Source organism: Pseudochrobactrum kiredjianiae, from assembly GCF_030362795.1.
GTDB lineage: Bacteria > Pseudomonadota > Alphaproteobacteria > Rhizobiales > Rhizobiaceae > Pseudochrobactrum > Pseudochrobactrum kiredjianiae.
The window spans coordinates 301522-315563 of the sequence record NZ_JAUCBM010000003.1; the positions used below are offsets into that span (position 1 = coordinate 301522).

General features: G+C 50.9%; 14 protein-coding genes. 5 read left to right on the plus strand and 9 right to left on the minus strand.

The annotated features are described in order from the left end of the window. Positions 1–370: 370 nt before the first annotated feature. Positions 371–799, plus strand: a complete 429-nt coding sequence (locus tag QUF18_RS09130; protein WP_289386817.1) for an EamA family transporter — start codon at positions 371–373, stop codon at positions 797–799. Positions 800–898: 99 nt separating this feature from the next. Here the strand turns inward: QUF18_RS09130 and QUF18_RS09135 are convergent, their stop codons facing one another. Next, positions 899–1684, minus strand: a complete 786-nt coding sequence (locus QUF18_RS09135) for a TSUP family transporter (RefSeq protein ID WP_289386734.1) — start codon at positions 1682–1684, stop codon at positions 899–901. Positions 1685–1940: 256 nt separating this feature from the next. Here QUF18_RS09135 and QUF18_RS09140 point away from each other — a divergent pair, with 256 nt between their 5' ends. After that, a complete protein-coding gene (locus QUF18_RS09140; RefSeq protein ID WP_289386735.1) occupies positions 1941–2393 on the plus strand; it encodes a tellurite resistance TerB family protein in 453 nt (150 codons plus the stop codon). A 58-nt stretch (positions 2394–2451) separates the two neighbouring features. On the opposite strand, the gene QUF18_RS09145 is transcribed toward QUF18_RS09140, so the two are convergent. Next, entirely contained in the window at positions 2452–3495 is a 1044-nt protein-coding gene (locus QUF18_RS09145; RefSeq protein ID WP_289386736.1) for a P1 family peptidase, read from the minus strand. Positions 3496–3515: 20 nt separating this feature from the next. Continuing rightward, positions 3516–4529: an ABC transporter substrate-binding protein gene (locus QUF18_RS09150; protein ID WP_289386737.1), complete on the minus strand. Its 1014-nt coding sequence runs from the start codon at positions 4527–4529 to the stop codon at positions 3516–3518. Positions 4530–5011: 482 nt separating this feature from the next. Here QUF18_RS09150 and QUF18_RS09155 point away from each other — a divergent pair, with 482 nt between their 5' ends. From QUF18_RS09155 to QUF18_RS09165, 3 genes are all read left to right on the plus strand, one after another. After that, the gene (locus tag QUF18_RS09155; protein WP_289386738.1) at positions 5012–5554 is read left to right on the plus strand and encodes a flavin reductase family protein; all 543 of its coding nucleotides are present in this window, start codon (positions 5012–5014) and stop codon (positions 5552–5554) included. 108 nt (positions 5555–5662) lie between these two features. Continuing rightward, the gene (locus tag QUF18_RS09160; protein WP_289386739.1) at positions 5663–6565 is read left to right on the plus strand and encodes an alpha/beta hydrolase; all 903 of its coding nucleotides are present in this window, start codon (positions 5663–5665) and stop codon (positions 6563–6565) included. 165 nt (positions 6566–6730) lie between these two features. Beyond that, a complete protein-coding gene (locus QUF18_RS09165) occupies positions 6731–7213 on the plus strand; it encodes a hypothetical protein (RefSeq protein WP_289386741.1) in 483 nt (160 codons plus the stop codon). 270 nt (positions 7214–7483) lie between these two features. Here the strand turns inward: QUF18_RS09165 and QUF18_RS09170 are convergent, their stop codons facing one another. The 6 genes from QUF18_RS09170 to QUF18_RS09195 form a co-directional block, all read right to left on the minus strand. Next, entirely contained in the window at positions 7484–8248 is a 765-nt protein-coding gene (locus QUF18_RS09170) for an ABC transporter ATP-binding protein (protein WP_289386742.1), read from the minus strand. Beyond that, positions 8245–9114 (minus strand): ABC transporter ATP-binding protein, encoded by an 870-nt coding sequence (locus QUF18_RS09175; RefSeq protein ID WP_289386743.1) that lies wholly within the window; start codon positions 9112–9114, stop codon positions 8245–8247. The genes QUF18_RS09170 and QUF18_RS09175 overlap by 4 nt, the downstream gene beginning before the upstream one ends. Continuing rightward, positions 9111–10040 carry an ABC transporter permease gene (locus tag QUF18_RS09180; protein WP_289386744.1) on the minus strand — a complete coding sequence of 310 codons (930 nt, stop codon included), beginning with the start codon at positions 10038–10040 and terminating at the stop codon, positions 9111–9113. The genes QUF18_RS09175 and QUF18_RS09180 overlap by 4 nt, the downstream gene beginning before the upstream one ends. After that, positions 10037–11101, minus strand: a complete 1065-nt coding sequence (locus QUF18_RS09185; protein ID WP_289386745.1) for an ABC transporter permease — start codon at positions 11099–11101, stop codon at positions 10037–10039. Before QUF18_RS09185 ends, QUF18_RS09180 begins: the two co-directional genes overlap by 4 nt. Before the next feature lie 6 nt (positions 11102–11107). Continuing rightward, entirely contained in the window at positions 11108–12730 is a 1623-nt protein-coding gene (locus tag QUF18_RS09190; RefSeq protein WP_289386746.1) for an ABC transporter substrate-binding protein, read from the minus strand. Between the two features lie 196 nt (positions 12731–12926). Continuing rightward, positions 12927–13991, minus strand: a complete 1065-nt coding sequence (locus QUF18_RS09195) for a dipeptidase (protein ID WP_289386747.1) — start codon at positions 13989–13991, stop codon at positions 12927–12929. Positions 13992–14042 lie beyond the last annotated feature (51 nt).

A 14042-nucleotide genomic window follows, 5' to 3' on the forward strand; every position in this document is an offset into this window, starting at 1 on the left:
TCCGCGACGGCAAAAACCGCGCTGTCGCTGTATAGCTTGCGCGGTAATTGCCAAAATACGCTTGGCTCATCTGCCTCACTCAACGCGGCAGATTAAAATACAACTCCGGTACGCAGTACTTGATCCGGAGTAGGAGGCATCGCTGTCTCTTATCCACTCTTTTAAACACACATCGTTACCGTTCGGTTATCAAGAGTTTAACGGGTGGTAAATATTGAAGTTTTTTGACTGTTTTTCTCCTGCGACACAGATTATTTCTCACACACAGTGGAATTAAATATGAGAGAACAGGCTATTCTAATTAAAACATTCTGTATTTTCAGAAGGTTATTAATATTGAGCAGCAGATGATGAAGTTAAGGAAAAGATGATGACGGATAGCTGGCAGTTCTGGGCACTGGTATCAGCGGCATTTGCAGCTCTGACGGCAATTTTTGCCAAGCTGGGCATTGCCGGTATTAATTCGGATTTTGCGACTTTTATCCGTACATTGGTGATTATTGCAGCACTCTGCCTGTTTCTGACAATCAGCGGTCAGTGGCAGAAAACTTCAGATATTTCCGCTAAAAGCTGGGTGTTTCTGGTATTGTCAGGTCTGGCCACCGGCGCATCATGGATTGCTTATTTTCGCGCGCTTAAAATCGGTGACGCTGCGCGCGTTGCACCGGTGGATAAATTGTCGATTATTTTGGTGGCGATTTTCGGCGTGCTTTTCCTTGGCGAAAAACTGTCCGCAATCAACTGGGCTGGCGTTGTGCTGATCGCCGGTGGCGTTATTCTGTTAACTCTGAAGGTTTAAAGCGCATTCCGAAAAGTGTGAAGCGGTTTTCGGAACAAAATGCGCGTATCATAAAAAAGATAGAGCGGTTTCAACGGTTTAATATTAACTGAAACCGCTCTAGAACCCGAACCACAGACGCAGCGGGTTGGTTGGTTCCATCAGCAGGCGAATAGTCAGCAATACGCAGGTGATAATCAGCAAGGGTTTAATCAAACCTGCGCCAACCCGCATTGCGAGATGCGCACCGGCAGTAGCACCGAACATTTGTGCCACGCCCATCACCAGACCGATCTTCCAGTTAATAGCGCCGAAGGCCAGAAAAGTCAGGAAGCTGCCGAAATTGGAAGCAAAATTCAGCAGTTTGGTGTGTGCGGTTGCTTTCAACAGGCCGAAACCGGCGAGTGACACAAAGCACAGCATAAAGAAAGAACCAGTGCCTGGTCCAAATAGGCCATCATAGAAGCCGATCAGCGGCACAATAGTTATCCCAAACAGAAACGGCTTGATCCGCTGGGTGCGACTGACATCACCGACATTTGGCTTCAATGCAAAATAAAGCGCAATCGCAATCAGCAGCAGTGGCAACAGACCATAGAGTATATCGCCCGGAATATAGGTGGCGAGCAAAGCGCCGAGCACCGCTCCAAGGCCGGACATAACAGCCATCGGCCATTGTTCTTTAATATTCACATGCCCTTTGCGCGCATAGGAAATGGTGGCTGAGGATGATCCGAACAGGGATTGCAGCTTGTTGGTTCCCAGTGCTTCGACTGGCGGAATACCGGCCAGCATCAGCGCCGGAACGGTAATCATGCCGCCTCCGCCTGCAATAGCATCAATAAAGCCGGCAATAAAACCGGCAAAGGCCAGCAGCAGAAGCATGGAATCAATGGAAGCGGACATGGAAAACCGTTGAACTGTCAGAATTTTCAAGACTGTGCTGGAGGCTTGCGGATCGAGGCAAAGCGGGCAGCAAAGATAAATGCAAAACAATCCATAAAGATTGCCGGTTTGCCGTGCAAGATGCAGCGGTGTGATAACAGATTTGTTTCTTTAAATTTGACTTACATTTAAAGAATTGCAGGGCAGGGCTTGTCATTTGGTCACAGTCTTGCCAACACTGCATTTCTTAAAAGAATGCATTTTTCGGGGACGAGTGATGAGTGAAACGATTTTTGAGCGTATCAGCGCTTATTTAAGCAAAAAGACTGCTGTACAGCGCTTGTCGGAAGATCCGGCTCTGGTCTCTGAATTATTGTTGCTGGTGCGTCTGGTCTTTGCCGACGGCCAGAAAGATCAGGCTGAAATGAACGCCTTGTTGCATATCATGCAGCATGAGTTCGATATCAAACCGGAAGAACTGCCGGAAGTGGCCGATTATCTGAAAACTTTCGCCTATGAGACGACCAGCACGCAGGCTGCTGCTTTATTCAATGAAATGGTGCCGGAACGCCGCCATTCACTGGTCGGGCATCTTCTGACGATTGCAAAAGCGGATAATGAAATTCATCCGGCTGAAAGCGCTTTGATTGCTCGTGTGATTGAGCAGTTGAATGTGACGCCGGAAGAGCTGTTTGAACGTCGCCAGAACATTGGCCAGAATAATAATTAATCACCTGTTCTATGACAGATACGAAAAGAGCGCATTGTCGAATGCGCTCTTTTTTGTTTTAGTCTGCATTCCAGCATGGAAAGAGATCATTCTCTTGCGCTGTTGCCAGATAGACCCCACGCGCTACAGCACGCGCCATTGTTGAAGCTGCTGAAGCGCAAAGATCAATAAATTCTTCAACTGTTGGTTCTATGCCGCTGGCACCGGTGGCAAGTGCAAAGATCAGATCGCCGTCAAATGGTGTGTGCGCTGGCCAGATAGCGCGTGAATAACCGTCATGGGCGGCTATTGCGAGGCGTTTCGCCTGCGCTTTGGTCAGAACCGCATCGGTTGCAATTGTGCCAATAGTGGTATTGGCTTGCGGCGGCATGTTTGGGGCCGTGTCGCGGAATTTAATCCGTAAATCAGCGGCATCCGCAGGCATCGGATGCGGATAACCTAATCCGCCAAACTCATTATCCTGCTCAAATGGCGCTGCCCAGAAATACTTACTACTGCCGACTGTCACCGAGCCAACCGCATTGACGGCAACCAATGCGCCCATAGTGATACCATTCGATAGAATATGGGAAGCGGAACCGAGCCCTCCTTTAAAACCAGCCACCAATGCACCGGCTCCGGCGCCACAACTGCCGAGCGCGAAGTCTTCCGCAGCATTGTCTGCCGCCTGATAGCCAAGTTCACGATAGGGTGGGTAGCGCCCCCAGTCTTTATTGCCGCCATTATGCATATCAAAAAGAATAGCAGAGGGCACAATCGGAATATGATGACCGGCGGCCTCAAAGCCGATTTTACGCTCGCGCAGATAGGCCTGCACGCCGGAGGCAGAATCCAACCCGAAAGCCGAGCCACCGGAAAGTACGATCGCATTGATCGTCTGTACTGTATTATGCGGTTCCAGCAAATCGGTTTCTCGTGCGCCGGGTGCGCCGCCTAAAACCTGCACGGCGGCGGTCGTGGCACGATCACAGAGAATGGCGGTGACACCGGTTTTGATATGGTCATCCTGCGCATTGCCGACCCGAAGTCCTGCAACATCGGTAATGAGGTTGCGTTTGCCAGATTGCCGCGAACCGGATGTTCCCGCTGCCGGTTGTGTCATTGCCATTCCTCCCCTGTATTTTATTCTACCGGCTCAAAGTCCTTGCCGTTGTAACGCATCAGCCGGTAGGGATTTTGTTTCCGTATTCCCGCCGGTGTAAAACTCACAGCGCCAATAGCCGTTTCAAATTGTGTACTGCGCAGAATTTCAGTGGCCGATTTGGGCGGATTGGATTGATCTGCCAATGCCTGCGCTACAATTTGTACGGCGCTATAGGCTGGCAGAGCATAGCCATCTGCCAGCATGTCGCCGGTGTCATTTTGCTTTTGTGCCAGCGCTGAAATAGCTTTGACTGCACTCTCAGCTGAGGCTTGCGTTGTCATTTCCGGTAGTCCGCTCATCAGCAAACCGACAGGCAACGGGTTTTGCGGGTCATTGCGCAACAGGCTTTCAGAGCCGGCAATAGTCAATGGCCAGTTAGCCGCAACTGCACTGCGGGCAATCACGGCAGCATCATCCCCTTCACCACCAAGCATGATATGGTTGATACCTGCGCGTTTTAGCTGTGCGATCAAAGCATTTTGCGACGTTTGGGCAGGGCGATAAGTGTCGCTCATTGCGGGCTCAACGCCGCGGGTTTTGAAGACCTGCAAAATTGTACGGGCAAAGTCACGCCCCTGAACCGTACCGTCTTCCAGCAGAGCAAAAGGTGTTTTCTGCCATTGAGGTGCGAGTTTATCGGCAAGAACATTGGCGGCTAGTTTGCGGTCGGGATAGAGGCGAAAAATGCCGAGATTTTCTCTGGTTTCCTGTTCCAGTATTGTTGGCTGACGACTGCCGAGGCTGAGAATGGCAATACCGTCTTTTGCCAGAACGGGCGCTGCACCTTCCAGCGATTCACTGCATAAATAGCCGATGACATATTTGATTTTGGCCAGTCGGATTTTTTCAGCCGTGGCTGCATCCTGATCGGCTTTGCAAGCTTCCTGCATATAAATAAGGCTGACCGGATATTGATTTTGTAACTTTGCCGCCTCAGTTCCAAGCCGGATTTGCTGTGCCAAAACTGCATAAGGCCCTTCAAACGGTGCCACAATTGGATCTGCAATGCCTTGTCATCAGGGCTCGTCTGCCCGTAGGCATAAGTCGATGTCAGAACACTCAGCCCTGTAAAAAGACAGCAAAATTTGGCGGTTAGTCTCATGCGTCTATCTGCAACCTTGGTGAATAAAAGATCCTGCAACAGAGGTAGAATGTTCTGTATCCGCTTGCAATGGCATAAGTTTGCAGGTGAGAGCAGATAATCTGCCGTTAGAACATTTCCTGTTTTGTTTGAAGCATTGGAAATGCTCTAACTATTTATTGTTGCGCGCATCTTGTTCCGAAAACCGCTTCGCACTTTTCGGGATGCGCTCTAAAATGAGTATTAAAGTCAGGATTTAGTTTTTATGAGTTGCAAAATCTGACATCACTGTCATTTGATTGCCAAAACAGGACAGTTGATGCTGTAAATCGCGCACCGGACGTGTAAGGGTGTGTTAAATCTATACGCATTTATACAGACAGAGCGACACAGATGAATATGGTGAAGTCTATCGTGACGACAAATCAGGCAGTTGATCCGTTGAATTATCGCAATGCGATGAGCCAATTTGCCGGAGCGGTCAATATTGTAACGACAGACGGCCCAGCAGGTCGCCGCGCTCTGACCCTTTCTGCCGGTTGCTCGGTCTCTGATAATCCGGCAACGATCCTGATCTGCTTGCAGCGTATCCATACCGATAATCTGATGTTTATTGAAAACGGCGTCTTTGCCTTCAATGTACTTCATGCAGGGCAGAAAGATCTCGCGGAAGCTTTTGCCGGTCGTAATCAGCTGACCATGGAAGAGCGATTTGCTCTTGGCGAATGGGACACGATGGCAACTGGTTCACCGGTGCTGAATAACGCTTTGGCAAGCCTCGATTGTAAAATTATCTCCTGTCAGGATCACGCAACGCATCATGTGCTTTTCGGCGAAGTGCTGGCGCTGCGTCAGATTTCGGCAGAGCAGTCACAGGCGAATGGTAATGAAGCGCTGGTCTATCTCAATCGCGCTTATCATCATCTCAAAATTTGAAGCCTGTTGATTACACGAGACGTGGTTTGACAATGAAGCCCGTGCGCAGCACTCTGCGTGCGGGTATTTTTATGAGGAGATGCCCGTGAACTGCAAAGGGAGATTGCAGTGGGAGTTCTACGTGTTGCATTGCGGCCTGCGGGCGCATTGTTTTTGGCTGCCGGAGTGTTCGCTTCCGGCTTGGCCTATAGTCAGCCGTCTGTATCACCGTTTAAAGATGAATTGTTTTCCGCACAAAGCGTGCTGAAAAGCGCGGATAGCGGCAATTATATCATTCTTGATTATGATGAAATGCGCGACATCAATGGTCGCGATACGATTGTTGAAAAGCGTGTGCAGGATAAATATGTCTCGCTGAAAGTGCGTGCGCAGCAGAAAGACATAACTGTGCCGACTGCGGCAGGCATGGTGAAAACCTATCAAATCGGCAAGCTGACGCCGCAGACCTCAATGATTGTGCTCTATCTGCATGGCAAGGGTGGCAGTCGTCATCAGGGCGTGAATGATTTTACCTTTGGCGGGAATTTCAACCGGCTGAAAAACCTCGTTACACAAGCAGGCGGTGTCTATCTTGTGCCTGATTTTTCAGATTTTGCAGCCAAAGGCACCGCCGAGATTGCCGGTTTAATTGCAGTTGCAAAACAAAGCGCACCAAAGGCTAAAGTGTTTGTTACCTGTGGCTCAGCCGGTGGCGTTTTATGCTGGCAGCTGGCAGCGGATGCAAATGCCTCTTTGCAGATAGACGGGCTGGCACTGCTCGGCTCACTCTGGGACGATCAATTCCGCAACAGCACTTCATTTAAGCGTAAAATACCAGTGTTCTTAAGTCATGGCAGTCGCGATCCGGTTTTCGCTATCGATAGTCAGGAAGCCTTTTACCGCTCACTGCGGAAAGCCAAGGGCGGATATCCGGTGGTTATGCATCGCTATGAAACAGGCAATCATGGTACGCCGATCCGCATGACGGACTGGCGGCTGGCACTGAACTGGCTGGTGAGTAAAGCGCCGTAATGGTGCAGATCAAAAGCGCGGCGCGTTTTGTTTGTGGAGCATGAATGATTGTTCGCGAGTGTGACCGTGCTGCCACTCGACATTTCAGAAAAACCGAATAGGTTCGGCTCAGAAAAATGTGAAGATTTCACTGTAATATCATCTGGTTTATAAATGAGGCATGTAATGCGCACCAGCACCGGTAACGCAAAACGTTTGGTACTATTGGCAATGTTTGCTCCGCTGGTTGCCGCCTGTACAACGACTTCCACCACAACACCTGCACCGACAACGGTTGCCGCACAGGCCCCGGCACCGGTTGCCACTCAGATGCCAAGCTTCCCGCAATTCGTGCGTAGCAATGTGGCGCCTGAACTGGCAAATCCGTGCATCACAGCGGCTGCAAACCGTTACTATATTCCTGAGAGCGTGATTACTGCTGTCGACAGCCGTTCCGGTGGTGGTGGCAATACAGATGTGATCCTCAAAGTTGATTCCCGTGATGCACGTTGCAGCATCAGCGCCAATGGCACTGTTCGCTCGGTTGTTGATACCAGCCCGATGAGTGCAGATCAGCGCGCTGCCAATGAGGCTGCGTCTAAAGCTCCGGCAGCACCGGCTGCTGCACCTGCGAAGAAAACCGCTGCAAAGCAGAAAAAAGCCAGCTGATTTTCTAGAGCGCCGTGCGCCCTCTCGGGCGCACAAAGGTCGCTCTAACACTTTATATTTACATCATAATTTCACCTTAAACTGATTCAAGTTTAAGGTGAAATTATGATGTAGGCTGAGAATTATAAAAGCCGCTCTTACAAAGGGCGGCTTTTTTGTTTGAGAAAATGATTCCGATATTTCATGCAATGCATTGAAATTATATCGTAAATACAAAAAAAAGGCCGCAGTCGTAAGACATGCGGCCTGATGTGTTTTATAAGCTTGAACTCAGCGTTTGAAGCCTTCACTCGCATTCATGAGATTGCGGGTATAATCCTCTTTCAGGATACCTTTGGCCAGATCATCGGCTTTCAGCTTTTCAACGATCGTACCGTTCTGCATCACGGCCAGCTCATCACACATATGGGTGATAACAGCCAGATCGTGACTGACCATAACAAAGGTCAGATTGCGGTCACGGCGAATTTGTTCCAGCAGGTTGAGTACTTCCGCCTGAACGGAAGCATCAAGTGCGGAGGTCGGTTCATCCAGCAGCAGAATGCTCGGCTCTACGATAAGAGCGCGGGCAATCGCAATACGCTGACGCTGACCACCGGAAAGCTGGTGCGGATAGCGGAAGCGGAAGCCGGAACCTAAGCCCACTTCATCCAATGCACGCACGATACGCTTTTCTGTATCCTTGATGCCGTGGATCGCCAATGGCTCCAGCAACAGGCGGTCTACAGTCTGGCGCGGGTGCAGTGAACCGTAAGGATCTTGAAACACCATCTGCACTGTATTGTAGAAAGCCTTGTCACGTGGTGTCGGTACCGGCTTGCCGTTGATCTCTACCTTGCCGGAGAAAGTCGGTGCCAGTCCTGCCACTGCGCGCAGTAGCGTGGACTTGCCGGAACCGGATTCGCCAACCAGACCAAAGGAGGAGCCGCTTTCAACTGTGATCGAAGCATCTTTCAGGGCATGGAATTCATTGAACATCACATTGAGATTTTCAATGAAGAGGGCAGGTGTTTTTGTGCTGTTGCCGGTTGTCATGTGCGCCACTCCGCCTGACGTTGCAGGGTTGGCAGCGGATGACGGTCAGAACCGATCTTTGGCATGCAGTTCAATAGTCCTTGAGTATATGGATGTTTTGCATTGGCCAGATCGCTTGCTGCGATTTCCTCAACAATACGTCCCGCATACATCACGATAACGCGGTCGCAGAAAGAAGAAACCAGACGCAGATCGTGACTGATGAAAATCAGCCCCATACCGCGATCAGCCACCAGCTTGTCGAGAATGCCAAGCACTTCGAGCTGCACAGTCACGTCAAGAGCCGAGGTCGGCTCGTCAGCGATTAGCAGTTCCGGCTGGGCAATCAGCATCATAGCGATCATCACGCGCTGACCCATGCCGCCCGATACTTCGTGTGGGTAGAGATCAAAAACGCGCTCAGGATCACGAATCTGCACCGCTTCCAGCATTTCCAGAGCCTTTTGACGGGCTTCGGATTTTTTGATTCTGCCATGTGCCGACAGGGTTTCAATGATCTGACGGCCAATGGTCATCACCGGATTGAGCGAATATTTCGGATCCTGCAAAACCATTGCCACGCGGCTACCGCGCAAAGACCGGCGTTCTTTTGCGGAAATGCCGAGCAGATCAATACCGTCAAATTCCAGACGCTTGGCAGTGATTTGAGCATGAGGCGGTGTCAGCCCCATGATGGCACGGCCGGTCTGGGATTTGCCCGAACCGGATTCACCCACAATGCCGAGACGCTCGCGGCCAAGTGTGAAAGAGACGCCGCGAACGGCTTCAATCGCACCGGTGCGGGTAGGGAAGGATACCCGCAGATCGTCAACGTAAAGTAACCGATGATCGGTACGATCATCAAATTGTTTAGATGTGTCACTCATTGGTTGTTGCCTCGCGGATCAAGAGCGTCACGCAGGCCATCCCCAAGCAGGTTGAAGCCAAGGCTGACAATGAGAATGGCCATACCCGGTACAGCGGCAACCCACCATTGGTCGAGAATGAAACGACGGCCGGAAGCAATCATTGCACCCCATTCAGGCAGCGGTGGCTGAGCGCCAAGGCCGAGGAAGCCGAGACCGGCTGCTGTCAGAATAATACCGGCCATATCCAGCGTCACACGAACAATCAGTGAAGACAGGCAGAGCGGCATAATATGACGGATAACGATACGGGCAGGGGACGCGCCCATCAGTTTGACAGCCGAGATATAATCCGAATTGCGCAGGGTCAGTGTTTCTGCGCGCGCAATACGGGCATAAGGCGGCCATGAGGTAATGGCGATAGCGATAACCGCGTTTTCAATGCCGGGTCCGAGAGCCGCAACAAAGGCGAGCGCCAGAATGAGCTTCGGAAAAGCAAGGAAAATATCGGTAATACGCATCAGCAGCGCATCAACCCAGCCACCGGCATAACCAGCAACCGTGCCAACCAACAGGCCGACCGGCGCTGACAGGATAGCAACCAGCAGCACAACATAGAGTGTCCAGCGGGAGCCATAGATCAGACGTGAGAGAATATCGCGTCCCTGATCGTCAGTCCCCAGCAGATAACCCGGTGAGCCCATTGGCAACAGGCGCGAGCCTGCCAGATCACCGGAAACCGGTGAATGTGGTGCCAGCCATGGGGCAAAAGCCGCCACGAAAACCAGCAGACCGATAATTGCCAGCCCAAGTACCGCGAGTTTATTCGCGCTAAAACGGCGCCAGATCATATAGGAGCGGCCGAGTTTGGCCTGTGCGCGGGATTGCGGACGCTCAGTGAGCAGCCATTCCCGCCATGTTTCTTTAGGAAGTGTTGTCTCACTCATCGTGCGCGCGTCCGTGGGTCGAGTGTCCGATAGAGCAGATCGGAAAGCAGATTAAGGGCAATAAACACAGAGCCGATGACAATGGTGCCGCCAAGAACAGCATTCATATCAGCGCTTTGCAGAGAATTGGTGATATAGAGGCCAAGACCCGGCCATGAGAATACGGTCTCAGTCAGAACCGAGCCTTCAAGCATACCGGCATAGGACAGAGCAATCACTGTAACCAGCGGCACTGCGGCATTGCGCAGGGCATGACCCCAGATGATTTTTGTCTCACTCAGGCCTTTTGCACGCGCAGCAACGATATATTCCTGATCCAGCTCATTCAGCATGAAAGAACGGGTCATACGGCTGATATAGGCCATTGAGAAATAACCGAGCAGCGATGCAGGCAGAATAATATGCGAGATAATATTGCCGAGTGCATCCCATTGGCGCTGAATAATCGCATCCAATATGTAAAGACCGGTGATTGAAGTGAAGGTATATTCATAGGCCACGTCAATACGACCCGGACCTGCAACCCAGCCAAGCTTTGCATAGAAAATCAGCAGGCAGATCATACCGAGCCAGAAAATCGGCACGGAATAACCGAACAGGCCGACAACGCGTACCAGCTGATCGATAAAGCTGCCGCGCTTTACAGCTGCGAGCACGCCAAGCGGAATACCAATAACTGCACCGATCAGCGTACCGATGGTAGCCAGTTCCATTGTTGCCGGAAAGACGCGCTTAATATCTGTCATGACCGGATTAGAGGTCAGAACCGACATGCCGAAATCGCCGGACAGAGCCTTCTGGACATAAATAATAAACTGCTGCCAGACAGGTAAGTTAAATCCTAACTCTTCGCGGGTGCGCTCAATAACATGAGCCGGTGCGCGGTCACCGAGAATTGCAAGAACCGGATCAACCGGAATGACGCGACCGATAAAGAAGGTCACTGCGAGCAATCCGAGATAGGTTGTGATGACGACCAGCAAAAAGCTCCCGATAGCGAGCGCCCATTTGCTGATCCGGGCGTTTCTACGCCCGGATGTTGTTACAGTAGTTACACTCATACTGTATTATTTCTTCGATACGTTGTAGACAGAGTTGGTTGTGAAGGTCACGCCCAGCTTGTAGTTTTCAACATTGTTGCGATAAGCGGCAACTTCGGTCTGCTGGAACAGCACGACAAACGGACCATCATCCAGCAGTTTCTTCTGCAGGTCGAGATACATCTGTGCACGCTTTTCAGTGTCGCGTTCCAGAACTGCAGCCTTGGTTTCTTTTGTCAGCTCAGGAATATCCCATGCGTTACGCCATGCGAGCGTTTTAGCCGATGCATCATCTGCATTGTCAGGATTGCTGGCAAAAGTGTCCGCGTTGGTGTTCGGGTCCCAATAGTCTGTACCCCACTGACCGATATAGAGATCGTGCTTACGGGCGCGATATTTGGTCAGGGTCTGCTTGCCGTCACCCGGAATGATATCCATTTTAACGCCGGCCTGAGCAAAGGTCTGCTGGATGGATTCAGCAATACCGGTTACCGGCTGGGAAGAGCGTACATCCATGGAAATGCTGAAACCGTCTTTCAGACCGGCTTTTTCCAGCAGTTCTTTAGCCTTGGCTACATCGAGCTTGTACGGCTTTTCATCGGATGCACCGAGCAGGCCTTTAGGCAGGAATGTCTGGTGCTGAACGCCGATATGTTTCACCAGAGTTGATGCAATCGCATCGTAATCAACGAGATATTTCAGCGCTTCACGCACTTCAGGCTTGGCCAGAGTTTCGTTTTTCTGGTTAAGGCTGAAATAATAAACAGTGCCTTTTGGCGAAGCAGACAGGGAAATGCCGTCTGTTTTTGTTACAGCATCAATGTCGCCCGGCTCAAGGTTACGTGCAACGTCGATATCGCCTTTTTCAAGCATCAGGCGCTGGGTGGCACTTTCCTTGACATAGCGGTAGATCGCGCGTTTCAGCGGGGATTTGTCGCCACGGTAATTATCATTGCGCTCAAGCACGATGATTTCATTGGCACGCCAGTCGCGAACGATCATCGGGCCGGAACCGGCATAGTTGGTTTTCAGCCAGCCATAGCCGTAATCATTGTCTTTGGCGTTTTCTTCAACCAGCTTCTTGTCAACGATGGATGCTACGTCAGCTGTGAGGCAGTTCAGCACAAAGCTTGGTGCATAGGACTGGTCAACTGTGATGACGAGGGTATTCGCATCGGTTGCTTTGACTTTTTCTTCAACATTATCCGGCTTGAAGCCGAACTGTGTGAGGATGAAAGACGGGCTCTTGTCGATCTTAACAGCGCGGATCAGCGAGTAAGCAACATCTTCAGCGGTCAGCGGATTGCCGGAAGCAAATTTCTGGCCTTCACGGATTTTGAAAGTATAGGTCAGGCCGTCTTCGGAAACTTCCCAGCTTTCCGCAGCATCGCCGATAACCTTGGAGGCATCATTCGGGTCAAGACGCAGCAGACGGTCATAGGTGTTGCCGAGAATTTCGCCGGTGGACAGCTCGAAAGATTCCGCCGGATCGAGCGTGATCATATCATCGAATGTCCAGCCCAGAACCAGCGTGTCAGCCGGCGTCGCGGCCTGTACTGCTGCGGCGCTGACAAAAACGCCGAGAGCGGCAGTGGCAGCCAGATATCCAAAACGATTTAAAGATTTAATCCCAGCGGAATTTTTAATCATTATATACCCCATATTTCATCCCAAATGATTAGCCGTTCGACCGGCTTGCGATAGTTGATACACGTCTATCGCACCGTGTTACTCCGGGTGTTATTCAATTTCTGCCGATGTTATCCGGCAGAAAATTTATTATGTATCATATGACCGAATGGCGGGACTCCGCAAGCAGGCCAACATTCGTCGTCAACTGTTTGTTTTAGTGCTTTTCATGCCATGCGGAACGCAGCACACGCAGCCAGTTGTCACGGCAGATTTTGGCCAGATCATCTTCGCCATAGCCTGCTTCACGCAGTGCCTGCACGAGGTTCTGTGTTCCGGCTGCATCCTTAATACCATCCGGTATCGGACCGCCGTCATAATCGGAACCGAGAGCCACACCGTCGATGCCGACTTTGCCAACCAGATAATCAATATGGCGTACCATATCGCTGAACGGCGTTGCGGTATTCACCTGACCATCTGCACGCAGCATGGTGGTGACATAGTTGAGGCCGACCAGACCATTGCTCTCAGCAATTGCATCAAGCTGTTTGTCGGTAAGATTGCGTGCAACCGGTGTCAGAGCATGGGCGTTGGAATGGCTGCAAATCAGCGGCTGATTGCTCAGTTTTGCGGCATCCCAGAAGCCTTTTTCGGTGATGTGCGACAGGTCAATAAGAATGCTGAGGCTGTTACAGGCTTTAATCAGTTCACGACCGGCATCTGTCAGACCCGGAGCCGTATCAGGGCTCATCGGATAGGAGAACGGTACGCCGTGACCGAAAATATTATGGCGGCTCCAGACAGGACCTAGTGAACGCAAACCGGCCTGATAAAACAGTTCCAGTGCTTTCAGATCTTTATCAAGCGCTTCACAGCCTTCCATATGCAGGACAGCTGCAAAGTCACCGTCAATCAGTGCATTGTCGATATCCTGACCGGTACGGCAGATTTTCCAGCCGCCAGCGCGCTCAAGCTTATAGGCAATGTCAATAAATTCGCTGGCGATATCGAAAGAATAGGTGCGGTCAATCGGTGCGGCCAGAGGTGTGTCATAATGGCCGTTGCTGTCCGGCTCATCGAAAATGGTTTCGCCGGTTGCAGGATTGGGAATGTAAATGGCACAGAGACCACCGGCCAGACCGCCTTTGCGCGCACGTGGCAGATCAATATGCCCCTGATCTGTTCCTTCGATAAATTCCTTTATCGGATCTTCGCCTTTATTACGGGTCTCCCAAAGACGAAGCAGCACATCATTGTGGCCGTCAAAAACTGCTTGCATGATATAATTCCCAATTTCCTCAGACTAACTTTAAAATCACGGAGCGTCTTC